Raw genomic sequence first — 24,325 nt, forward strand, 5'->3', positions numbered from 1 at the left:
GAGGAATCTCCGTTGAGCGAGCAGGAACCCACCGCGTTGTGGGGTGGGCGGTTCAGTTCCGGACCGGCCGAGGCCATGGCCGCGCTGAGCCTGTCGACCCACTTCGACTGGCGACTCGCCCGCCACGACATCGCCGGGTCCCGCGCCCACGCGCTCGTGCTGCACAACGCGGGCCTGCTCACCGAGGTCGAGCTGCGCGGCATGCTCACCGCCCTGGACACCCTGGAGGCCGACGTGGTCTCCGGGGCGTTCACCCCCGTCCCCGCCGACGAGGACGTGCACACCGCCCTCGAACGCGGCCTGCTCGACCGGGCGGGCGCCGAACTCGGCGGCAAGCTGCGCGCGGGCCGCTCCCGCAACGACCAGATCGCCACCCTGTTCCGCATGTACCTGCGCGAGGCCGCGCGCACCGTCGCGGGCGGCACCCTCGACGTCGTCACCGCGCTGCTGGCCCAGGCCGGGCGCCACCCCGAGGCAGCCATGCCCGGCCGCACCCACCTGCAGCACGCCCAGCCGGTCCTGCTGGCCCACCACCTCCTCGCGCACGCCCAGTCGCTGCTGCGCGACGTCGACCGCCTCCGCGACTGGGACAAGCGCGCGGCCGTGTCCCCCTACGGCTCCGGCGCCCTCGCGGGCTCGTCGCTCGGCCTGGACCCGGACGCGGTCGCCAAGGAACTGGGCTTCGACGCCCCCGTCGAGAACTCCATCGACGGCACCGCCTCCCGCGACTTCGCCGCCGAGTTCGCGTTCGTCGTGGCCATGCTCGGGGTCAACCTGTCCCGGATTGCCGAAGAGGTGATCATCTGGACCACCGCCGAGTTCGGCTACGCGACCCTGCACGACGCCTGGGCCACCGGCAGCTCGATCATGCCGCAGAAGAAGAACCCCGACGTCGCCGAGCTGACCCGGGGCAAGTCCGGCCGCATGATCGGCAACCTGGCCGGCCTGCTGGCCACGCTCAAGGCCCAGCCGCTGGCCTACAACCGGGACCTGCAGGAGGACAAGGAGCCGGTCTTCGACTCCATCGCCCAGCTCGAACTGCTGCTCCCCGCGCTCGCGGGCATGCTCGACACGCTCACCTTCGACACCGACCGCCTCGCCGCGCTGGCCCCGGCCGGGTTCACCCTGGCCACCGACATCGCCGAGTGGCTGGTCCGCCAGGGCGTGCCGTTCCGCGTCGCGCACGAGGCGGCGGGGGAGTGCGTGCGCCGCGCCGAGGCCAAGGGGATCGGCCTCGACGAGCTGACCGACGCGGAGTTCGCCGAGGTCGACCCGGCGCTCACGGCCGCCGTCCGGGACGTGCTCACGGTGGCGGGCTCGATCGCCTCCCGCGACGCGTACGGTGGGACCGCCCCGCGCCGCGTCGCGGAGCAGCGCGACCGTGTGGTGACCCGAGTCGAGGAGTACCGGACGTGGGCGGAGCAAACCCTGCGGAAGTGACCGGCGGGGCGGCGGGCGAGGTGCTGACACGCGACGAGCTCGCGGTAGACCCTGTCGACGCCGCCAAGCTCCTCTTAGGGGCTGTGCTGGAGTCCGACAGTCCGCAGGGCACCGTGCGCGTGCGCATCGTGGAGGTCGAGGCTTACCGCGGCGGGGACGACCCCGCGTCGCACTGCTACCGCGGTAAGACCCCTCGCAACGAAGTCATGTTCGGGCCCGCCGGGTACCTCTACGTGTACTTCGTCTACGGGATGCACTTCTGCGCGAACGTGGTCGCTCTTACCGACGGTGTGCCGGGTGCCGTCCTCCTCCGCGCGGGAGAGGTCGTTGACGGCATCGACCTGGCGAGGTCCCGTCGACCGGCTTCGCGTTCCGACGCCGAGCTGGCCAAGGGGCCCGCACGGCTCACCGGCGTCCTGGGGCTCACCCGCGACGACAACGGCGTCGACCTCACCGACCTGGCATCTCCCGTGCGCCTCTTGGCCGGTGAACGCGTACCTGCCGAATCCGTGCGCGTAGGGCCGCGGGTGGGCGTGGCTGTCGCGATGGACGTGCCCTGGCGGTTCTGGGTAGACGGCTCCAGGGCGGTCAGTGCCTACCGCCGCGGCGGTAAGCGCACCCGCGTCGTACCAACCCTCTAGGCCTGCTGAGCCCATCCGAGTGGTCCTCCCGTGGCCGTCGACCCCACAAGGTCGGCGGCCACTGTCGTTTCCGCAGGTCGTGGGCCTGCGAGCGGCCTAGGACGGCGACCTGCAAAGAAAGTTGATGTGACTGCCATCACATACCCACCGGCTTCGGGGTGGGTTACGTTGGTTTCAAGACCTTCCACAAGGGTTCTGACCTGCGGTTTTGCCGCGTGGAAGGGGCCTGGGGGCGCGATTTGACCCCGGGTTTGAAGCCGTGTAACTTTCTCTCTGTCAGCGCGACACGGGCCGGGAAAACCGGAACGAGCGCCAGACTCCAGAGGGGCCGCGAACCAAGCTCCCGCCGCGAGGTGGTAGAGTGGGCGACCTTGGAGTCCGAGACAAAAGCCAAGAAGTACCAGCCTCTGGCTAGGCCGCTCAGCGCGGTCGACCCGGATGTGCGTGTGTTGTTTGAGAACTCAACAGTGTGCCGATTTAAGCCAGTAGAGCTTGAATGATAGAACCCCGATGTGGGTTCCTTTGAGATGAATTGATGCCAGTTTTGGTGTCTGTTTGTCAGGCAGCACTCTAAATCATCTTTGGAGAGTTTGATCCTGGCTCAGGACGAACGCTGGCGGCGTGCTTAACACATGCAAGTCGAGCGGTAAGGCCCTTCGGGGTACACGAGCGGCGAACGGGTGAGTAACACGTGGGTAATCTGCCCTATACTCTGGGATAAGCCTTGGAAACGAGGTCTAATACCGGATATGACTCCTCTCCGCATGGTGGGGGGTGGAAAGTTCCGGCGGTATGGGATGAACCCGCGGCCTATCAGCTTGTTGGTGGGGTAGTGGCCTACCAAGGCGACGACGGGTAGCCGGCCTGAGAGGGCGACCGGCCACACTGGGACTGAGACACGGCCCAGACTCCTACGGGAGGCAGCAGTGGGGAATATTGCACAATGGGCGCAAGCCTGATGCAGCGACGCCGCGTGAGGGATGACGGCCTTCGGGTTGTAAACCTCTTTCAGCAGGGACGAAGCGCAAGTGACGGTACCTGCAGAAGAAGCACCGGCTAACTACGTGCCAGCAGCCGCGGTAATACGTAGGGTGCGAGCGTTGTCCGGAATTATTGGGCGTAAAGAGCTCGTAGGCGGTTTGTCGCGTCGGCCGTGAAAACCTGCAGCTTAACTGTGGGCCTGCGGTCGATACGGGCAGACTTGAGTTCGGTAGGGGAGACTGGAATTCCTGGTGTAGCGGTGAAATGCGCAGATATCAGGAGGAACACCGGTGGCGAAGGCGGGTCTCTGGGCCGATACTGACGCTGAGGAGCGAAAGCGTGGGGAGCGAACAGGATTAGATACCCTGGTAGTCCACGCCGTAAACGGTGGGTGCTAGGTGTGGGGACCATTCCACGGTTTCCGTGCCGTAGCTAACGCATTAAGCACCCCGCCTGGGGAGTACGGCCGCAAGGCTAAAACTCAAAGGAATTGACGGGGGCCCGCACAAGCGGCGGAGCATGTGGATTAATTCGATGCAACGCGAAGAACCTTACCTGGGCTTGACATGCACTGGAAACCGGTAGAGATATCGGCCCCCTTGTGGCCGGTGTACAGGTGGTGCATGGCTGTCGTCAGCTCGTGTCGTGAGATGTTGGGTTAAGTCCCGCAACGAGCGCAACCCTCGTTCCATGTTGCCAGCGCGTAATGGCGGGGACTCATGGGAGACTGCCGGGGTCAACTCGGAGGAAGGTGGGGATGACGTCAAGTCATCATGCCCCTTATGTCCAGGGCTTCACACATGCTACAATGGCCGGTACAGAGGGCTGCGAGACCGTGAGGTGGAGCGAATCCCTTAAAGCCGGTCTCAGTTCGGATCGGGGTCTGCAACTCGACCCCGTGAAGTCGGAGTCGCTAGTAATCGCAGATCAGCAACGCTGCGGTGAATACGTTCCCGGGCCTTGTACACACCGCCCGTCACGTCACGAAAGTCGGTAACACCCGAAGCCCATGGCCCAACCCGCAAGGGGGGGAGTGGTCGAAGGTGGGACTGGCGATTGGGACGAAGTCGTAACAAGGTAGCCGTACCGGAAGGTGCGGCTGGATCACCTCCTTTCTAAGGAGCACCTGCCATCACCTTCGGGTGGTGGGAGACCACGCTGCCAGCGAATGCCTGGTGGGTGGCGCTCATATGCTGTGGAACTACTGGACGAGCGAACGCTCCTCGGTGTCGGTCAGGGCTGCCAGTACTGCCGCTGTTCTTCGGAACGGTGTGCGTGGAACGCGGATGGTCGATGGTGGTGAGTGGTGAGTGTGTCGGTACACTGTTGGGTCCTGAGACAACACCCGTGAGGGTTTGCTCAGTGTCAGGGCCAGGGCGTCGATCAGACCGCCGCGTGGTGCGCGGGTCCGGTGGTCGTGGATGTGTTCTGGTGTCTGGTTGGTGTTTGAGAACTGTACAGTGGATGCGAGCATCTTTGTTGTAAGTGTGTAAGGGCATACGGTGGATGTCTAGGCATCAGGGGCCGATGAAGGACGTGGGAGACTGCGAAATGCCTCGGGGAGCTGTCAACCGAGCTGTGATCCGAGGATGTCCGAATGGGGAAACCCGGCACCAGTCATGTGGTGTCACCCGCACCTGAATATATAGGGTGTTGGGGGGGAACGCGGGGAAGTGAAACATCTCAGTACCCGTAGGAAGAGAAAACAACCGTGATTCCGTGAGTAGTGGCGAGCGAAAGCGGAAGAGGCTAAACCGTCGTCGTGTGATACCCGGCAGGGGTTGCGGTGGCGGGGTCGTGGGACCTTTCGGTCGGTTCTGCCGGACTGGCGCAGAGTAAGAAAACCATGTGTTAGGTGAACGTCTTGGAACGGGCGGCCGTAGAGGGTGAGAGCCCCGTAAGCGAAAACATGTGGTCTCTGGAGAGTGTTCCCAAGTAGCAGCGTACTCGTGAAATTCGCTGTGAATCTGGCGGGACCACCCGCTAAGCCTGAATACTTCCTGATGACCGATAGCGGACTAGTACCGTGAGGGAAAGATGAAAAGTACCCCGGGAGGGGAGTGAAAGAGTACCTGAAACCGTGTGCCTACAAGCCGTCAGAGCCTTGAGGGGTGATGGCGTGCCTTTTGAAGAATGAGCCTGCGAGTTAGTGCTGCGTGGCGAGGTTAACCCGTGTGGGGTAGCCGTAGCGAAAGCGAGTCCGAAGAGGGCGGTTGAGTCGCGTGGTCTAGACCCGAAGCGGAGTGATCTACCCATGGCCAGGGTGAAGCGACGGTAAGACGTCGTGGAGGCCCGAACCCACCAGGGTTGAAAACCTGGGGGATGAGCTGTGGGTAGGGGTGAAAGGCCAATCAAACTCCGTGATAGCTGGTTCTCCCCGAAATGCATTTAGGTGCAGCGTCGTGTGTTTCACCTCGGGGGTAGAGCACTGGATGGTCTAGGGGGCCTACAAGCTTACCGAAATCAACCAAACTCCGAATACCGGGGTGTGAGAGCGCGGCAGTGAGACTGCGGGCGATAAGGTTCGTAGTCGAGAGGGAAACAGCCCAGAACACCAGCTAAGGCCCCTAAGTGTGCGCTAAGTGGGAAAGGATGTGGGGTCGCCCAGACAACCAGGAGGTTGGCTTAGAAGCAGCCACCCTTGAAAGAGTGCGTAATAGCTCACTGGTCAAGTGGTCCTGCGCCGACAATGTAGCGGGGCTGAAGCGCACCGCCGAAGCTGTGTCACTCACACAAATACATCGCTGTCGTCCTTGAGATGACAGCCAGTGGTGTGGGTGGGTAGGGGAGCGTCGTGCAGCCGTGGAAGCCGCGGAGTGATCCAGTGGTGGAGGCTGTGCGAGTGAGAATGCAGGCATGAGTAGCGATAGGCGAGTGAGAATCTCGTCCGCCGAATGACCAAGGGTTCCTGGGCCAGGCTGTTCCGCCCAGGGTAAGTCGGGACCTAAGGCGAGGCCGACAGGCGTAGTCGATGGACAACGGGTTGATATTCCCGTACCCGTGTGGACGCGTCCCTGGTGAGGCCGGTGATACTAACCGCCCAAGGGTGTGGATGTCTTCGGACTGAATCATCTGAGCGCGGGATCTGATCCGGTAGTAGCCAAGCGATGGGGTGACGCAGGAGGGTAGCTCCGCCAGCAGTTGGTGTCTGGTGTAAGCGTGTGGCCCGAGCGATAGGCAAATCCGTCGCTCATGAGGGTGAGGCGTGATGCGTAGCCGAGTGAGGCGAAGTAGAGTGATCCCATGCTGCCGAGAAAAGCCTCTAGCGAGTGTCCGTGCGGCCCGTACCCCAAACCGACACAGGTGGTCAGGTAGAGAATACCGAGGCGTTCGGGTGAACTGTGGTTAAGGAACTCGGCAAAATGCCCCCGTAACTTCGGGAGAAGGGGGGCCGTCTGGCTTGAAGCTCCGTTGCGGGCTAGGGCTGGGTGGCCGCAGAGACCAGCGAGAAGCGACTGTTTACTAAAAACACAGGTCCGTGCGAAGTCGCAAGACGATGTATACGGACTGACGCCTGCCCGGTGCTGGAACGTTAAGAGGACGGGTTAGCTCTTCGGGGCGAAGCTCAGAATTTAAGCGCCAGTAAACGGCGGTGGTAACTATAACCATCCTAAGGTAGCGAAATTCCTTGTCGGGTAAGTTCCGACCTGCACGAATGGCGTAACGACTTCTCGACTGTCTCAACCACAGGCCCGGCGAAATTGCACTACGAGTAAAGATGCTCGTTACGCGCGGCAGGACGGAAAGACCCCGGGACCTTTACTATAGCTTGGTATTGGTGCTTGGTTCGGTTTGTGTAGGATAGGTGGGAGACTGTGAAGCGCTCACGCCAGTGGGTGTGGAGTCGTTGTTGAAATACCACTCTGATCGTACTGAGTGTCTAACCTCGGACCGTGATCCGGTTCAGGGACAGTGCCTGGTGGGTAGTTTAACTGGGGCGGTTGCCTCCCAAAGGGTAACGGAGGCGCCCAAAGGTTCCCTCAGCCTGGTTGGCAATCAGGTGTTGAGTGCAAGTGCACAAGGGGGCTTGACTGTGAGACTGACAGGTCGAGCAGGGACGAAAGTCGGGACTAGTGATCCGGCACTGGCTGGTGGAAGCGGTGTCGCTCAACGGATAAAAGGTACCCCGGGGATAACAGGCTGATCTTGCCCAAGAGTCCATATCGACGGCATGGTTTGGCACCTCGATGTCGGCTCGTCGCATCCTGGGGCCGGAGTAGGTCCCAAGGGTTGGGCTGTTCGCCCATTAAAGCGGTACGCGAGCTGGGTTTAGAACGTCGTGAGACAGTTCGGTCCCTATCCGCCGCGCGCGTTGGAGACTTGAGGAAGGCTGTCCCTAGTACGAGAGGACCGGGACGGACGAACCTCTGGTGTGCCAGTTGTCCCGCCAGGGGCATGGCTGGTTGGCTACGTTCGGAAGGGATAACCGCTGAAGGCATCTAAGCGGGAAGCTCGTTCCAAGATGAGGTCTCCCGCCCCCTTTGAGGGGTTAAGGCCCCCAGCTAGACCACTGGGTTGATAGGCCAGAGATGGAAGCCTCGTGAGGGGTGGAGTTGACTGGTACTAATAGGCCGAGGGCTTACAACGAAGAGGCTACGCATCCACTGTACGGTGTCTGAGACACCAACCACCCCCACCCCCCAGACCATGTCATGTGTGGTCTTGGTTGTGGTGGGGTCGAGGTTGATGATGTGTTTCATAGTGTTACGGCGGTCATAGCGGTGGGGAAACGCCCGGTCCCATCCCGAACCCGGAAGCTAAGCCCACCAGCGCCGATGGTACTGCACTCGTGAGGGTGTGGGAGAGTAGGACGCCGCCGGACTCACATTCCCGAAAGGGCCTGTGGTGGGGCACGTGTAAAACGTGCGTCAACCACAGGCCCTTTTCGGCGTCGGTCGTGTGGTCGTGTAGGTGCGGGTGGTCCCGCGTTCGGGAGGATGCAAGTGTCGGAGTTCGGGCGACAGGGTGACCGTGACCGCGGTGACGCGGGCGGCGACAACTCACGCGGTCACAACTCGGGCGGCCGTTCCGACCGCCGCGACGACCGCCCCAGGGGCAAGCACGACTCGGACCGCGGCGGCTACCGCTCGGACCGGGGCCAGGGCGGCTACCGCAATGACCGCGACAACCGCAGCTCCGACCGTGGTGGCTACCGCGACAACCGTGGCTCGGACCGTGGCAGTTTCCGTTCCGACCGCGATGGCGGAAACCGTTCCCGCGACGACCGCCCGGGTTCGGATCGGGGCGGCTACCGCTCGACGAACCGCGACGACCGCGGCGGCTCCGGCAGTTTCCGCCGTGACGACCGCCCCTCGGGTGGCGGCTTCCGCGGCGGCGACCGCGACTCCCGCTCGTCAGGTGACCGCGGCGGGTTCCGTTCCGATCGACCCAGCTCCGACCGGGGTGGGTTCAAGTCCGATCGACCCGGCGCCGACCGGGGCGGCTTCAAGTCGGACCGTTCGGGTTCCGACCGTGGCGGCTTCCGCTCGGACCGCGGCGGCTCCGACCGCGGTGGTTTCCGGTCCAACCGTGATGACCGGGGCGGTTCGGATCGCGGTGGTTTCAAATCCGACCGGGGTTTCAGCCGCGACGACCGAGGCGGTTCGGACCGGGGCGGCTTCAAGTCGGATCGGTCGGATCGCGGGTTCAATCGTGACGACCGGGGTGGCTCGGATCGCGGTGGTTTCAAATCCGACCGCGGCTTCGGCCGCGATGACCGGTCTGGGTCGGGTTCCGGTGGTTTCAGGTCCGATCGCCCGGGCTCGGACCGTGGTGGCTTCCGCTCGGACCGCGGTCGTGATGACCGGCCTGGGTCGGGCGGTGGGGGCTTCAGGTCCGATCGTGGCTACAACCGCGACGACCGCAGCGGTTCGGATCGCGGTGGTTTCAAGTCGGACCGTTCGGGCTCCGATCGCGGTGGTTTCCGCTCGGACCGTGGGTTCAACCGTGACGATCGCGCTGGCTCGGACCGAGGCGGCTTCAAGTCCGACCGTGGCCCCAGCCGTGACGACCGGGGTGGGTCGGACCGGGGTGGGTTCAAGTCTGATCGCTCGGGCTCGGACCGTGGTGGTTTCCGCTCGGACCGTGGCGGTTCGGACCGTTCGGGTTCCGACCGGGGTGGTTTCCGGTCCGACCGTGGGTTCAACCGCGATGACCGGGGTGGCTCGGACCGGGGCGGCTTCAAGTCCGACCGTGGGTTCAACCGTGACGACCGTGGCGGTTCGGATCGCGGTGGTTTCAAGTCCGACCGTGGTGGTTTCCGCTCGGACCGCGGCCCCAGTCGTGATGACCGGGGTGGCTCGGATCGCGGTGGGTTCCGCTCTGACCGGCCTGCTTCCGACCGTGGCGGCTACAGGTCCGACCGCTCGGACCGCGGTTTCAACCGCGACGACCGTTCGGGTTCCGACCGGGGTGGTTTCCGGTCCGACCGTGGCTCCAGCCGCGACGACCGGGGCGGTTCGGACCGGGGTGGCTTCAAGTCCGACCGTGGGTTCAGCCGCGATGACCGGGGCAGCTCCGACCGTGGCGGGTTCCGGTCGGATCGGTCCTTTGGGCGCGGCGACCGCCCGGGTTCGGACCGCGACGAGCGTGGTGGGGCCGGTCGTGGTGACGACCGCGACGAGTCGCGTGAGCGTCGTTCGCCGTTCGCGGCGTCCGATCGCGGTGGGCGGTTCCGCGAGGACGCCCCCGTCGAGGACACCCAGGCCGACACCGACGACGACTTCAGCGTCGAGGAGCAGCTGGCGGGCGCCAAGACCGAGCGCGAGGACGACGACAGCGCTGCGGACCGGGACGCGGACCGGGACACCGAAGACGACGACCTGACCCCCGACGCCCGTCCCAGCGCGGACGAGCCGTCGGAGCGGCGGGCGTACACGGAGGTCGCGGCCGGTGAGCGGCGGCCTCGGCGGTTCGACCGGGACGAGGACACCCGCGAGGAGCGCTACGAGGGCGGTGGCCCCCGGGTTCCGGAGGGCGCCGACTACTCCGCCCTCGACGTCGAGGCCCGCGCCGGGCTGCGCAGCCTGCCCAAGTCGCTGGCCGAAATGGTCGGCCGCCACCTGGTCGCGGCCGGGATGCTGATCGACGAGGACCCGGAGCGGGCCCTGGTGCACGCGCGGTACGCGCGGGAGCGGGCGGCGCGGGTGCCGGTCGTGCGCGAGGCCGCCGGGCTGACCGCCTACCACGCGGGTGAGTGGGCCGAGGCGCTGTCCGAGCTGCGGGCCGTGCGGCGGATGAGCGGCGGCAACGCGCACGTGGCCGTGATGGCCGACTGCGAGCGCGCCCTCGGCCGCCCGGAGCGGGCGCTGGAACTGGCCAAGGAAGCGGGGCGCGACCTGCCCCCCGAGGTCTCGGTGGAGCTGCGGATCGTCAGCGCGGGCGCGCGCCGCGACATGGGCCAGCTCGACGCGGCCGTCGTCGGCCTGCAGGGCCCCGACCTCGACCCCAAGCGCCGCGACCCGTGGAGCGCGCGCCTGTTCTACGCCTACGCCGACAACCTGGCCGCCGCGGGCCGCGCCGAGGAGGCCATCACCTGGTTCCTCAACGCCGCCCAGGCCGACGACGACGAGGACACCGACGCCGCCGAGCGCGCCTTCGAACTCGGCGCCGACGAGTCCGAGATCGCCGCCGCCCTCCCCGGCGACACCCTGGAGATCGAAGACGACGAGGACACCGACGCCGACGAGCCCACCGAGGACACCGCCGCGGACGAGACCTCCGAACCCGAGCTCGCAGGCACCACCGAGGAGAAGACCGCCGGCGCTGCGGCGAGCGAGTCCACTCAGGTCACCGAGGCAGGCGAGGAAACCGCCAAGTCCGCCGCGACCGAGGGTGCCCAGACGGCTGCTGGGGCCGACCAGTCCGCTGGCGAACCCACGCCGACCGCCGTGGCTCGCGAGGAATCCGCCGTGGCAGAGGGCTCGCAGACCACCGCGGAGTCCGACCGGTCCGCCGGTGGGTCCACTCGGGTCGCCGAGGCCGGAACCGCCGGGTCCGCTGCCACCGACAAGTCCCCCGAGGACGGTGGCGGTTCGCGTGGGTGAGCGGCTGCTCGACCTCTACGACGCCCTCCTGCTCGACCTCGACGGCACCGTTTACCGCGGTAAGCAAGCCGTCGAGGGGGCGGCGGGCGCCGTGGAGGCCGCGCGGGACCACGGCACGACCGTGCGGTTCGTGACCAACAACGCCTCCCGCTCACCCCGTGACGTCGCCGCGCACCTCACCGAACTCGGGGTGTCAGCGGAACCGGCCGAGGTCAGCACGAGCGCGCAGGCCGGGGCCGCGGTCCTCGCCGAGCGCCTCGACGGGGGCAGCGAGGTCCTGGTACTCGGGACCGCCGCGTTGGCCGCCGAGGTCACCGCGGTCGGGCTGAAACCCGTGCGGGAGGCCACTTCCACCACGCGGGCCGTCGTCCAGGGGCTTTCGCCGGACCTGGCCTGGCGGGACCTCGCCGAGGCCGCCGTCGCGATCCGCGGCGGCGCCCTCTGGGTGGCCTGCAACGTCGACGTGACCCTGCCCGCGGAGCGCGGGCTCCTGCCCGGCAACGGCGCGCTCGTGCACGCCCTGCGCGTCGCCACCGACCGGGAGCCCGTGGTCGCCGGGAAGCCCGCGACCCCGCTCATGGCGGAGTCCGTGCGGTCCGCGGGGGCCGTCAAGCCGCTCGTCGTCGGTGATCGGCTCGACACCGACATCGAGGGCGCGGCCAACGCCGACCTCGACTCCCTGCTCGTCCTCACCGGTGTCTGCACGCCCCACGACGTGCTGACCGCCGGGCCGGGGAGCAGGCCCACCTACCTCGCCGCCGACATCACCGCCGTCACCCAGGGCGCCGACGCGCTGCGGCCCGGCCCCAAGTCCGGCTGGGACGTCCGCGCGGACGGCGGCAAGGTGCGCGTCAGCGGTGACGGCGACCCGCTCGACCTGCTGCGCGCCCTGTGCGCGGTGAGCTGGGCCGCCGACGGGCCCCTCGACCTCGGGGATGACCACCCCGCCATGGAAACCCTCGGGCTCACCGACCCGCGGTGATCCGCGCGGGCAGGCGCATCGGATAGCGTGGAGGAGTGCAGGTGGAAGTCACCCCAGTCCCCGGCCCGCCCCGGGAGCCCGCCCGGGACGAGGCCATCGCCGCGGCCGTCGCGGGGCTCGAAGGGCTCGACGGCCTGCCCGTTGCCGAGCACGTGGAGCGGTTCGACACGGTGCACATCGCGCTGACGGCCGCCCTGGCCACCATCGACAAGGTGTGACCCGGTGCCCCGCAGGGCGCGGCTGGACGCCGAACTGGTCCGGCGGGGGCTGGCCCGCTCCCGCGACCACGCCAGCGAGCTGATCTCCGAGGGCCGGGTCACCGTGCGCGGCACGGTCGCCACCAAACCGGCCACGGGCGTCGAGACCGACGCCCCGGTCGTGGTCAAGGACCTCGTCGACGACCCCGGCTGGGCCTCGCGCGGCGCGCACAAGCTCATCGGCGCCCTCGACGCCTTCGACGTCCCCGTCGACGGCAAGCGCTGCCTCGACGCGGGTGCCTCGACCGGCGGCTTCACCGACGTCCTGCTGCGCCGCGGCGCCACCGGGGTCGTCGCCGCCGACGTCGGGCGCGGCCAGCTCGTGTGGCGGCTGCAGAACGACGACCGCGTCACCGTCCTCGACAAGACCAACGTGCGGTCGCTGACCCCCGAGGACATCGGCGGTCCCGTCGACCTGGTGGTCGCCGACCTGTCGTTCATCTCGCTGCGCCTGGTGCTGCCCGCCCTGGCCGCGTGCGCCGGTCCGGAAGCCGACCTGCTGCCCATGGTCAAACCGCAGTTCGAGGTCGGCAAGGAACGGCTCGGCGCGGGCGGTGTCGTGCGCGACCCCGAGCTGCGCGCCGAGGTCGTCACCCGGCTGCTGCGCGCCGCCGGTGAGCTTGGGCTGCGCACGCACGGCGTGGTGGCCAGCCCGTTGCCCGGCCCGTCCGGCAACGTCGAGTACTTCGCGTGGTTGCGGCGCGGCTCCGCGCTGCCGGAGGACGAGGCCGCGGCGCTGGTCCGGCGCGCCGTCGAGGAGGGGCCGCGATGAGGGAGATCCTGCTGGTCGTGCACACCGGCCGGGCGGACAACCGGCGGGTGGCGGAGAAGGTGGCCACCTGGTTCGCCGCCGCCGGGGTGCGGTTGCGCGTGGTCGACGAGGAGGCGCCCGACCTCGACCCGTCCTGCTACGCCGGGGTGGTGCCGCTGGGCCCGACCGCCGCCGAGGGCACCGAGCTGGTGTTCGTGCTCGGTGGCGACGGCACCCTGCTGCGCGCCGCCGAACTGGCCCGGCCCGCCGGGGTGCCGGTGCTGGGCGTCAACCTGGGTCGGGTCGGGTTCCTCGCGGAAGCCGAGTCCGACGCGCTGGCCGAGGCCGTGGAGCTGGTGGTCGAGCAGGGGTACCTGGTCGAGGACCGGATGACCATCGACGTCACCGCCACGCTCGCCGGCGAGGTCATCGCCGACACCTGGGCGCTCAACGAGGCCAGTCTGGAGAAGAGCAGCCGCGAGCGGATCCTGGACGTGACCATCGACGTCGACCGGCGGCCGGTGTCGTCGTTCGGCTGCGACGGTGTGCTGTGCGCCACACCCACGGGGTCGACCGCGTACGCGTACTCGGCGGGCGGGCCGATCGTGTGGCCGGACGTGCAGGCCATGCTGGTGGTGCCGAGCAACGCGCACGCCATGTTCTCCCGGCCGCTGGTCGTGTCGCCGCGCTCGGTCGTCGGGGTGTCGATCGACACCGACGGGCAGTCCGGGGTGCTGTGCTGCGACGGCAGGCGCACCTTCGAGGTCCCGCCCGGCGCGCGGGTCGAGGTGCGCGGCGGCAGGCTGCCGATCAAGCTGGCCCGGCTGCGTGACGACCCGTTCACCGACCGTTTGGTGGACAAGTTCGCCCTGCCCGTGCACGGCTGGCGGTCCCGGTGATCAACAAGTCGAACCTGTGGACGGGCGCTGACCGTGGTCGGCGCGAGACGCTAGGGTGCGCCCTGTGCTAGCCGAGATGCGCATCCAGGACCTCGGCGTCATCGACGAGGCCACGCTCGAGCTCCACCGCGGCTTCACCGTGGTGACCGGGGAGACCGGTGCGGGCAAGACGATGGTCGTCACCGGACTGCACCTGCTGTCCGGTGGCAGGGGCGAGGCGTCGCGGGTCCGCAGCGGTAAGTCCAAGGCCGTGGTCGAGGGCCGGTTCGAGGGCCTGGACGGGTCCCCGGCGGCCCGGGTGGCCACCGACGCGGGCGCCGAGCCGGAGGACGACGGCTCGCTGATCACGCTGCGCAGCGTCAGCACCGACGGCCGCTCCCGCGCGCACGTCGGCGGCCGGTCGGTGCCCGTCGGGGTGCTGTCGGACCTCGCCGAGCAGCTGATCGCGGTGCACGGCCAGAACGACCAGCTCCGGCTGCTGCGGCCCGCCGAGCAGCGCGCGGTGATCGACCGGTTCGCCGGTGGCGCGGTCACGGGCGTACTCGCCGAGTACCGCGAGGTCCGCGCCGAGTGGCTGGCGGTGTCCGCCGAGCTCGACGACCGCACCCGCCGCGCCAAGGAGATGGCCCGCGAGGCCGACATCCTGCGGCTGGGACTGGAGGAGATCAGCGGGGCCGACCCGCAGCCCGGCGAGGACACCGAGCTGGTCGAGCGGGCCCGCAGGCTCGCCGACGCCGACCAGCTGCGCGAGGCCGCCACCGCGGCGGCCTACGCGGTCTCCGGTTCCCCCGACGGCGACCCGGACGCCCCCGGCGCGCTCGGCCTGATCGGCGAGGCGCAGCGCCGGGTGGGCGGCGCGGACGACCCGCGGCTGCGCGACCTGGAGTCCCGGCTCACCGAGGCCGCCGTGCTGCTCACCGACGTGGGCGCCGAGCTGACCGCGTACCTCGACGCCCTCGACGCCGACCCGGCCGCCCTGGAGCGGGTGCTGGCCCGGCAGGCCGAGCTGAAGTCGCTGACCCGCAAGTACGCCGCCGACGTGGACGGTGTGCTGGCGTGGGCGCGCGAGGCCGCGGACAAGCTGATCGGCCTGGACACCTCCGAGGAGGCCCTCGGCGAGCTGGCCGCGCGCAAGGCGGAGTTGGCCGCGCGGCTCGGCGAGATCGCCGCCCGGCTGACCGCGGCCCGCGCCGAGGCGGCCGACGAGCTGGCCAAGGCGGTCACCGACGAACTCGGCGGCCTGGCGATGGGCCAGTCGAGCGTGCAGATCAGCGTCCGGCCGCGCCCGGCGGAGGACGGCGACCCGCTGGCCCTCGCGGTCGCGGGCGCGTCGCTGCACGCGGGCGCCGACGGCGTCGACGACGTGGAACTGCTGCTGGTCGCGCACGACGGCGCGCAGCCGCTGCCGGTGCACAAGGGCGCGTCCGGTGGTGAGCTGTCGCGGGTGATGCTGGCCATCGAGGTCGTGCTGGCCCACTCGGACCCGGTGCCGACCCTGGTGTTCGACGAGGTGGACGCGGGCGTGGGTGGTCGGGCGGCGGTCGAGATCGGCCGCAGGCTGGCCCGGCTGGCCCGCAGCCACCAGGTCATCGTGGTGACCCACCTGGCCCAGGTGGCCGCCTTCGCGGACCGCCACCTCATCGTCGACAAGGGCATGCACGGCGGTGTGACCCGCTCGGACGTCCGCACCCTCGACGAAACCCAGCGGGTCGTCGAACTGGCCCGGATGCTCGCGGGCATGGAGTCCACGGAGACAGGCCGCGCGCACGCGGAGGAACTCCTCGCCCTGGCCGAGAACGAAAAACACGACTGGGACCTGACCGGCAAACCCCGCCCCAAGCGCAAGAAGCGCTGACCGTCCCGGACTCTCGGGCTCCCGCTGCGGGGTCCTCGGCGCGAGGACGTCCGCTTGCTGCCGCGACGCGTCCCGCTCCGACCTGTGGCCCGCCGCCTGGATGTCGGCGAGTGAGCGTGTCGCGGTCGCCCCGGGCAGGTGCGGTGGCGGGGTGCACGGCGCGGGCGAGGCCGTGACCGCCGGTGTGGCCTCGGCGGTGGCGACCCGACGATCGCTGATGACGCCCTCGAGGACCTGGATCCGGGAGCCCACGGCACCACCGGCGCATCGGCGCTGCGGGCAGGCACCGAGCCGCCCTCGCGTTCCGGCGTGGGCGGGACTGCCTGTCGCCGTCATCTCCATCGCCTAGCCCCAATGCCGGTCGGTTAGGTCATGGCGGGGCTGTAGCCTGCGGTGGTGGATCTTGGGTTGGGTGTGCGCGAGGGCGGCGGTCTGGCCGACCGGGCTGCGGTTGGTGTGCTGACTCGGACGTTTCCGGTGGAGTTGGTCGATCGGGTCATTGACCAGTATTGGCGTCGGGAACAGCGGACCCGCGCATTGCCTGCTCGGTTGGTCTTCTATTTCACGCTTGCTTTGTGTCTTTTCCCGAATGAGTCGTACCGGTCGACGATGAAGATTCTCATGTCGGCGTTCGGTCGTGGAGGGCAGGGCTATCGGGTACCGACGACCGGTTCGATCGGTGATGCTCGTCGTCGTCTGGGTTCGGAGCCGATGGAGACCGCGGTGCGGGCGGTGATACGACCGAGAGCGTGCCGGGAGACGATAGGCGCGTGGTATGGGGATTGGTTGTTGACGGCGGTTGACGGGACGACGTTCACGGTGCCGGATACCGAGGAGAACGATCGCGAGTTCGGGCGACCCGGTTCAGGGCGCGGCGAGGGAAAGACGGCGTATCCTCAGATTCAAGCGGCGTGTGTGGTCGAGTTGGGAACCCACGCGGTATTCGATGCCCGGATGGATGGCTATGCCGCCGCGGAAACGATGTTGATCGAGGAGATGTTCTCTTCATTGCGGCCGGGCATGCTGGTGTTGGCCGACCGGCACATCTACTCGTCCCGTCGCTGGGCCAAGGCCGTGGATACCGGCGCCGACCTGCTGTGGAGAGTGACCGCGAACCTCGCCCCACGGCCGGTGGAGAGACTATCGGACGGTTCCTGTATCGCCGAGATCACCCCGCCGAGGAGTTCGGGCCAACCATCTTTCCGGCTACGGCTGATCGAGTACCGATTGCCGTGGACGGAGGAGGTGTATCGGTTGGTGACCACGATCCTGGACCCGCTTCTGGCGCCCGCGAAGGAACTGGCCGCGCTCTATCACGAACGGTGGGACATCGAGGGCTTCCTCAAACAGATCAAGAGTGTCCAACTCAATACCGAGAAGATCTTCCGGTCGAAATCACCTGACGGGGTACGGCAGGAGTTCTGGGCGCATCTGGCGGTGCACTACGCCACGATGTGTGTGCAGGTCGACGCCGCCGATCACGCGAAGCTCGATCCTGATCGGATCTCACACAAAAACACGGTACGCGTCATCCGGTCCCGTATCTGGGCGCCGGGATCTTTCCCCCCTCACGCACAGCGATGACCACTATCGGATGTTGCTGATCGAGGTCGGCAGCGAGATCAACCCGGAACGCCGCCACCGGAGCTACCCGCGGGTGATCAAACGGAAAATGAGCAACTTCCCGGTCAAACGCGCACGACACCGACAACAACTCCGAAACAGCCGACCACCTCACTCGAACATCACCCTCACCCCGCCCAGCACGACCCGACACCGCCGCCGACCAGCCGAAACCACCTAACCGACCGGCATTGCGCCTAGCCCCGCCGCGCGGCTCCTGCCTCGCCTCGCGGCCCGCCGCTCGAACGCCCGCGAGGGGTCCCCCGCAATAGGGGAACCCCTATTTTCCATTCTATCGCGGGTTGACCAGCGGGTGGAATCGTTACTGCTGGCCTGTGGACAACTCCAGGGTATGTGGGGGGCCGTGACCGAGGCGTGACCCAAGATCGATATTGGGCCATTTGGTCCAACACGGCGTGGCAAACGGACTAGCGCTCGTCGGTTTGTCACTATCGGGCGCATGAAGCTCCCCGGTTTGCTCAGCCGATCACAGCCGCCGCAGCCCGGGACCACCGGGATCGCCCGGGTCGACCGGCGGACCCCGGACCTGCTGCGCCGGGTCTCGCACGGCGACGTCGCGGTGCTCGACCAACTCGACCTCGACCGGGCCACCGCGTACGCGCTCGTGCAGGCGGGGGTGGCGGGGGTGGTCAACGCGTCACCGTCGATTTCGGGGCGGTTCCCGAACCTGGGGCCGGAGATCCTGGTCAACTCCGGCATCCCGCTGATCGACGGGGTCGGGCAGGAGGCGCTGCGGGCGATCAAGGACGGCAGCCGGGTGCGGCTGCACGAGGGGTCGGTGTTCATCGGCGACAAGGAGGTCGCCAAGGGCAGCAAGCAGACGCCGGAGTCGGTGGCCGACCAGATCATCGAGGCCAAGGCGGGGATGTCCGCGCAGCTGGAGGCGTTCTCCGCCAACACCATCGAGTTCCTGCGCCGCGAGCGCACGATGGTCCTCGACGGGGTCGGGGTGCCGGAGTTGGGGGTGCCGATCCGCGGCAGGCAGGTCCTGGTCGTGGCGCCCGGTGCCGACCACGTGGACGACCTGCGCAGGCTGCGCCACTACATCGGCGAGCACCGGCCCGTGCTCATCGGCGTCGACACCGGCGCGGACGCGCTGCGCGACGCCGGGCACCGGCCGGATGTGATCGTCGGCGACCCCGACGGCATCTCCACCGAGACCCTGCGCGGCGGCGCCCAGGTCGTGGTGCCCGCGCACGGCGACGGCCACGCCCCGGGCCTGGGGCGGGTGCAGGACCTGGGGATCACCGCGGTCACCTTCGCGTCGACCGGGAACTCCGAGGACCTGGCGCTGCTGCTGGCCGACTCGCACGAACCGAGCCTGGTGGTCACCGTCGGGTTCCAGGCCACGTTGCGCGAGTTCCTCGACCGCGGCCGCTCCGGGTCCAACCCGTCCACCTTCCTCACCCGGCTGAAGCTGGGCAGCAAGCTCGTCGACGGCAAGGCGGTCGCGACGCTGCACCGCAGCCGGGTCTCCGCGTCGGCCGTCGTGCTGCTCGTGCTGGCCGCCGCCGTCACCATCTCCGCCGCCGTCGCGGTCTCCGGCGTCGGCGACGCCTACGGCTCGTGGGTCGCCGACGCCTGGCGCGCCTGCGTTTCCTGGATCGGGGGACTCTTCTCGTGATCTCCTTGCGCTACCACATCATCTCGATCGCCGCGGTGTTCCTCGCGCTGGCCGTCGGGGTCGTGCTCGGTTCGACGACGCTGAGCCGGTCGCTGCTCTCGGGGCTCAACGACGAGAACACCGACCTCGGCACCCAGGTCACCTCCCTGGAGACCGAGCGCAACGCGCTCACCGCCCGCCTCGGCGACGCCGACGCGTTCGCGGCCACCGTCGGCCCGCTCGCGGTGCGCGGTGTGCTGGACAAGCGGACCGTCGTGCTGATCACCACCGCCGACGCCCGACCCGCCGACCGCGACGCGGTCAAGGGCGTGATTGGCGCCGCGGGCGCGTCGGTCACCGGTGAGTTGCAGCTCACCGACGCCTTCGTCGACAACTCCCGCGCCGACCAGCTCAAGGACATCGTCACCCGGCTGCTGCCCGCGGGCGTGCAGCTGCCGATGGCGACCGACCCGGGCACCCTCGCGGGCGGCCTGCTCGGCCCGATCCTGCTGATCTCCAAGGCGGACAACAAGCCCCAGGTCTCGCCGGAGGAGTCCGCCGCCGCGCTCGCGGGCCTGTCCGAGGGCGGTTTCGTCAAGGTGGGCGCGGACCTCAAACCCGCCCAGCTGGCCGTCGTGCTGACCGGCGGCGCCAGCACCGGTCAGGGCGCGGGCGACCAGGCCGCCACCATCGCCCGCTTCGCCACCCAGGTCGACCGCTCGGGCGCGGGCACCGTGCTCGCGGGCGGCGCCGGGTCGGCGGCGGGTACGGGGGCGGTGGGCGTGGTCCGGGCCGACACGGCCGCGACCGCTATTTTGTCCACTGTGGACAATGTGGACGTGCCCGCCGGTCGGGTGGTCGCGGTGTTGGCGTTGGCGGAGCAGTTGGCGGAGAAGTCGGGTCGCTACGGCAGCGGCGGCAACGCCCAGGCCGCCGCCCCCGGCCCACCCACCGGCTGACGCTCTCGTTCCGCTGGGGGTTCACGGACTTCGCGCTGGGCCGGGTCGTCGAGGGCGGCGTGTTGGCGGCGGTGCTGCCTGCCGTGGAGGTGGACGCGGTGCCGGTCGTGCGTTGCCGACATCGACGCGGTCCGGCGTCCGCTCTCGCTCCAGGGTTTGTCGCCACGCCCGCTGCTGCCCTGGGGTCGCCGGCATCGGCCGCCGTCCCCGGCCTCGCCGTCCGGCCGGACGCCGCCGGTTGCGTTCGACTGCTCGCCCGCTCGCCGACCGGCATCGGACCGCCCGCGGTTTGCTGCCTAGCCGACTCCGCCGCTCCCAGTGGCGTCGCGGCGTTCCGCTGCTTGGCCGACTACCGCTCCGGTCCGTTGGGCATGGGGCCGCCCGGCTGCGCCCGTTGACGGCTCGCCTCTTCGGTTGAGGCCTTCCGGTTGGCCGACGCGACCGAGTCCGCGGGGCGCGTTCGGCTACGCCGTTGCCCGCCGCCGCTCTCGGTCTGTAGGCCTGGTTGGTGACCAACTGGCCGCCGTTCCCCTCATGCTGGTTCGGTTCGCCGCGCGGCAGTCCGCTGGTGTCGGCCGGCCATGCGGCTCTTCGCCCCACCCTGTCGCTCACCCTTTTCGATCTTGCTCTAGGGCGCGGTTTCGCTATCGCTCCACATATGTCGAAGTTGTCCACAGGAGCGGTCTTGGCCCGCCATCTGCCCGCCATCCTCGAATAGGATCAAAACAAGGGGTTCCCCTTGGCGGGGGACCCCTTGGGGGCGTTGGGGCGATGTGGTTCCGGGGTGGTTTCCGCGCCGCAGCGAGGTGCGGGTGGGGCGAAACCCTTTCGCGTTACCGAGAGTGTGGCGTGCGGGGGTCCAGCGACCGTCGTTCGGGTGATGGGGTAGCCCTCTGTCGGGGTGTGTTGCCACGGATGGGGGAAACTGCTGCACGGTCAGGTGGGCGGGGGTGGTGCTTGCTCATTTTCGGACCGTCGGAACCGATGTCGCCCGTGGTGGAAGTCCGTTTCCGCCTGGGAGGCAAAGGGAGTGAAGATGGGCCACTACAAGAGATCTCGGGTCGCGCTCACCACGGCGGTCTCCGCCGTCACGGCGGCGGTGGCGCTCGTCGCGGGGGCCACGCCCGCGCTCGCGCTCACGTCCGCCGGGCTCGCGAACGCGGGGTCGGCCAGCTACAACAGCGGCGGTCCGGTGACCATCGCGCCGATCGCGCAGTGCCGCGTCGAGGGACCCACCTCGGCCAGCTCGAACCTGATCTCGGCGAACGGTGTCCGCTTCGGTGCGGCCCAGTCGAAGTGCACCACCACGGTCATTGACCCGCAGCAGAGTCTCACCCGGACCAAGTCGGAGACCAACGGCTCCTCCTTCGAGCTGTCCGCCCTGGTCCTGCTCGGCGGTCCGCGGGTCAAGATCGGCGCCTACCGGGCCACCTGCACCGCCGACAACGACGGCACCACGGCCGGGTGGTCCTTCGCCAACATCTCCGGCGTCGGCACGCTGCCCAACCCGCTGCCGAACGACTACGTCGTGCAGCTCAAGAGCCTGGTCGGCGTCAGCCTCGCCACGATCACCTTTAACGAGGTGGACTTCCCCGAGCCGAACGACGGCAGCATCACCCTCAACATCGCCCACATCCGCTTCCTGCCCGCCTCGGGCATCACCGGCGAGGTCGTCGTGGGCTCGACGGCCTGCTCGCCCACGCCGTGACCGCACGGCCACACCCGGTACCGAGGTGACCCGTCGGTGACGGCGCCGTGACCCGGTAGTGATTCACCGGCCCCGCCGTGTCCGCGACCTGACACGGCGGGGCCGCGCGCCGGGGGCGGGGCGGGTTCGCCCGCCCGGGTCTGGTGTTAGGATGGAACCCCGTGGACCGGTGCGGTGTTTCCGCCGCCGACAGCGCGATTTTCGACCACGGGAGACTCGTTGGTGCAGCACGCTCGGACGACCAAGCACGTCTTCGTCACCGGAGGGGTCGCCTCCTCTCTGGGCAAGGGGCTCACCGCCTCCAGTCTTGGCCAGCTCCTCACAGCCCGTGGCCTGCGGGTCACGATGCAGAAGTTGGACCCGTACCTCAACGTCGACCCCGGGACGATGAACCCGTTCCAGCACGGCGAGGTCTTCGTGACCGAGGACGGCGCCGAAACCGACCTCGACATCGGCCACTACGAGCGCTTCCTGGACCGGAGCCTGTCCGGTAGCGCGAACGTGACGACCGGTCAGGTCTACTCCGCGGTCATCGCCAAGGAGCGCCGCGGCGAGTACCTCGGCGACACCGTCCAGGTGATCCCGCACATCACCGACGAGATCAAGGCCCGGATCCGGGCCATGGCCGAGCCGGACGACGTCGGCCGGGCCCCGGACGTGGTCATCACCGAGGTGGGCGGCACCGTCGGCGACATCGAGTCGCTGCCGTTCCTGGAGGCCGCCCGCCAGGTGCGCCACGACGTGGGCCGCGACAACGTGTTCTTCCTGCACGTCTCGCTCGTGCCCTACCTGGCGCCCTCCGGTGAGCTCAAGACCAAGCCCACCCAGCACTCGGTGGCCGCGCTGCGCAACATCGGCATCCAGCCGGACGCCATCGTCTGCCGCGCCGATCGCGAGATCCCCGACGGGCTCAAGCGCAAGATCGCGCTGATGTGCGATGTGGACACCGAGGCCGTGGTCGCCGCCCCGGACGCGCCGTCCATCTACGACATCCCCAAGGTCCTGCACGGCGAGGGCCTCGACGCCTACGTGGTGCGCAGGCTCGGCCTGCCCTTCCGCGACGTCGACTGGACGGTGTGGGGCAAGCTGCTGGACCGGGTGCACAGCCCCAAGGAAACGGTGCGCATCGCGCTGGTCGGCAAGTACGTCGACCTGCCCGACGCCTACCTGTCGGTCACCGAGGCGCTGCGCGCGGGCGGGTTCGCCAACCAGGCCAAGGTCGAGGTCGTCTGGGTGCCGTCGGACAGCTGCGAGACCCCGTCCGCCGCGGCCGCCGCGCTGTCCGGCGTGGACGGTGTGCTGGTCCCCGGCGGGTTCGGCGTGCGCGGCATCGAGGGCAAGATCGGCGCCATCACCCACGCCCGGGTGAACCGCGTCCCCCTGCTGGGGCTGTGCCTGGGCCTGCAGTGCATGGTCATCGAGACCGCGCGCAACCTCGCGGGCATCACCGGCGCGGGGTCCGCCGAGTTCGACGACACCACCGTCGACCCGGTGATCTCCACCATGGCCGACCAGCAGGACGTGGTCGCGGGCGAGCGCGACATGGGCGGCACCATGCGCCTGGGCTCCTACCCGGCGACCCTGGCCGCGGGCTCGGTCGTCGCGGGCGTCTACGGCGACCGGCACGTCACCGAGCGCCACCGGCACCGCTACGAGGTCAACAACGCCTACCGCGACCGGCTCACCAAGGCGGGCGTGGTGTTCTCCGGCACCTCCCCGGACAACAGGCTCGTCGAGTTCGTCGAGCTGCCCGCGGACGTGCACCCGTTCTTCGTCGGCACCCAGGCGCACCCGGAGCTCAAGAGCAGGCCGACCCGCCCGCACCCGCTGTTCGCCGGGTTCGTCCGCGCGGCCGTGGACTACCTGCGCGCCGAGCGGCTGCCCGTCGAGCTCGACGAGCCCGTGGCGGTGCAGGCGTGACCGAGCGGCACAGCTTCGAGGTGGTGTCCACCCGCGACATCCACGTGGGCCGGATCCTGGCCCTGCGCCTCGACGAGGTCAGCATGCCCGGCGGCGGCACGGCGGACCGCGAGGTCGTCGAGCACCTGGGCGCGGTCGCCGTCGCGGCGGTCGACGAAGACGGCTCCCTCGTGCTGATCCACCAGTACCGGCACCCGGTGGGGGCGCGGCTGTGGGAGCTGCCCGCCGGGCTGATCGACCACGCCGACGAGGACCCGCTGGAGGCGGCCCGCCGCGAGCTGGTCGAGGAGGTGGGGTTGGCCGCCGAGCACTGGTCGGTGCTGGTCGACCTCGCCGTCTCGCCCGGGTTCACCGACGAGGCCGTCCGGGTCTACCTGGCCACCGGCCTGTCCACTGTGGAACGCGTGGAGATGGGCGAGGAGGAGGCGGACCTGACCACCAGCCGGGTCCCGCTGGCCGAGGCGGTGCGCATGGCGCTGGCGGGGGAGATCGTCAACGCCGCCGCCGTCGCGGGCGTGCTGGCCGCGGCCGCCGCGGCGAACGCGACCGTCCGCCCGGCCGACGCACCGTGGCCGGGCAGGCCGACGGCCTTCGCCGACCGCAGGAGCTGACCCGCGACACCGGTGACCGGGACCCGCGC

At 69.0% G+C, this 24,325-nt stretch carries 14 protein-coding genes and 3 rRNA genes; all 17 read left to right on the top strand.

The window, feature by feature from the left end; translation table 11 throughout:
* Positions 1-12: 12 nt before the first annotated feature.
* The 17 genes from argH to V5P93_RS09705 all read left to right on the top strand — a co-directional run bounded on the left by argH (position 13) and on the right by V5P93_RS09705 (position 24,296).
* Positions 13-1,440, top strand: coding sequence for an argininosuccinate lyase (argH, locus tag V5P93_RS09625; protein ID WP_104483660.1), 1,428 nt, complete (start codon positions 13-15; stop codon positions 1,438-1,440).
* On the top strand, positions 1,437-2,081 hold the full coding sequence (locus V5P93_RS09630) for a DNA-3-methyladenine glycosylase (protein WP_245931826.1): 645 nt from the start codon (positions 1,437-1,439) through the stop codon (positions 2,079-2,081). Before argH ends, V5P93_RS09630 begins: the two co-directional genes overlap by 4 nt.
* A gap of 578 nt (positions 2,082-2,659) precedes the next feature.
* Positions 2,660-4,177: ribosomal RNA gene (locus tag V5P93_RS09635) — 16S ribosomal RNA — on the top strand.
* 364 nt (positions 4,178-4,541) lie between these two features.
* Positions 4,542-7,649 (top strand): 23S ribosomal RNA (locus V5P93_RS09640).
* Between the two features lie 118 nt (positions 7,650-7,767).
* Positions 7,768-7,884 (top strand): 5S ribosomal RNA (gene rrf, locus V5P93_RS09645).
* The 16S, 23S and 5S rRNA genes sit together here, the layout of an rRNA operon.
* Positions 7,885-10,108: 2,224 nt before the next feature.
* Positions 10,109-11,107: a hypothetical protein gene (locus V5P93_RS09650; RefSeq protein ID WP_245931829.1), complete on the top strand. Its 999-nt coding sequence runs from the start codon at positions 10,109-10,111 to the stop codon at positions 11,105-11,107.
* Positions 11,100-12,089 (top strand): HAD-IIA family hydrolase, encoded by a 990-nt coding sequence (locus V5P93_RS09655; RefSeq protein WP_104483673.1) that lies wholly within the window; start codon positions 11,100-11,102, stop codon positions 12,087-12,089. The genes V5P93_RS09650 and V5P93_RS09655 overlap by 8 nt, the downstream gene beginning before the upstream one ends.
* 41 nt (positions 12,090-12,130) lie before the next feature.
* Positions 12,131-12,307: a hypothetical protein gene (locus tag V5P93_RS09660; protein ID WP_181043978.1), complete on the top strand. Its 177-nt coding sequence runs from the start codon at positions 12,131-12,133 to the stop codon at positions 12,305-12,307.
* Between the two features lie 4 nt (positions 12,308-12,311).
* Positions 12,312-13,118 (top strand): TlyA family RNA methyltransferase, encoded by an 807-nt coding sequence (locus V5P93_RS09665; protein WP_104483670.1) that lies wholly within the window; start codon positions 12,312-12,314, stop codon positions 13,116-13,118.
* Positions 13,115-13,996: an NAD kinase gene (locus V5P93_RS09670; RefSeq protein WP_104483671.1), complete on the top strand. Its 882-nt coding sequence runs from the start codon at positions 13,115-13,117 to the stop codon at positions 13,994-13,996. The genes V5P93_RS09665 and V5P93_RS09670 overlap by 4 nt, the downstream gene beginning before the upstream one ends.
* Positions 13,997-14,072: 76 nt before the next feature.
* On the top strand, positions 14,073-15,851 hold the full coding sequence (gene recN / locus V5P93_RS09675; protein ID WP_245931830.1) for a DNA repair protein RecN: 1,779 nt from the start codon (positions 14,073-14,075) through the stop codon (positions 15,849-15,851).
* Between the two features lie 396 nt (positions 15,852-16,247).
* On the top strand, positions 16,248-17,435 hold the full coding sequence (locus V5P93_RS09680) for an IS4 family transposase (protein WP_374065791.1): 1,188 nt from the start codon (positions 16,248-16,250) through the stop codon (positions 17,433-17,435).
* 499 nt (positions 17,436-17,934) lie between these two features.
* Positions 17,935-19,119, top strand: coding sequence for a putative cytokinetic ring protein SteA (gene steA, locus V5P93_RS09685; protein ID WP_104483599.1), 1,185 nt, complete (start codon positions 17,935-17,937; stop codon positions 19,117-19,119).
* Positions 19,116-20,057: a copper transporter gene (locus V5P93_RS09690; RefSeq protein ID WP_104483600.1), complete on the top strand. Its 942-nt coding sequence runs from the start codon at positions 19,116-19,118 to the stop codon at positions 20,055-20,057. The genes steA and V5P93_RS09690 overlap by 4 nt, the downstream gene beginning before the upstream one ends.
* Positions 20,058-21,093: 1,036 nt before the next feature.
* A complete protein-coding gene (locus V5P93_RS09695; protein WP_245931820.1) occupies positions 21,094-21,765 on the top strand; it encodes a hypothetical protein in 672 nt (223 codons plus the stop codon).
* 222 nt (positions 21,766-21,987) lie between these two features.
* The gene (locus V5P93_RS09700) at positions 21,988-23,685 is read left to right on the top strand and encodes a CTP synthase (protein WP_104483601.1); all 1,698 of its coding nucleotides are present in this window, start codon (positions 21,988-21,990) and stop codon (positions 23,683-23,685) included.
* Positions 23,682-24,296, top strand: a complete 615-nt coding sequence (locus tag V5P93_RS09705; protein ID WP_245931821.1) for an NUDIX domain-containing protein — start codon at positions 23,682-23,684, stop codon at positions 24,294-24,296. The genes V5P93_RS09700 and V5P93_RS09705 overlap by 4 nt, the downstream gene beginning before the upstream one ends.
* The last annotated feature ends 29 nt before the right edge of the window (positions 24,297-24,325 follow it).

The organism is Actinokineospora auranticolor, from assembly GCF_041897805.1.
Lineage (GTDB): Bacteria > Actinomycetota > Actinomycetes > Mycobacteriales > Pseudonocardiaceae > Actinokineospora > Actinokineospora auranticolor.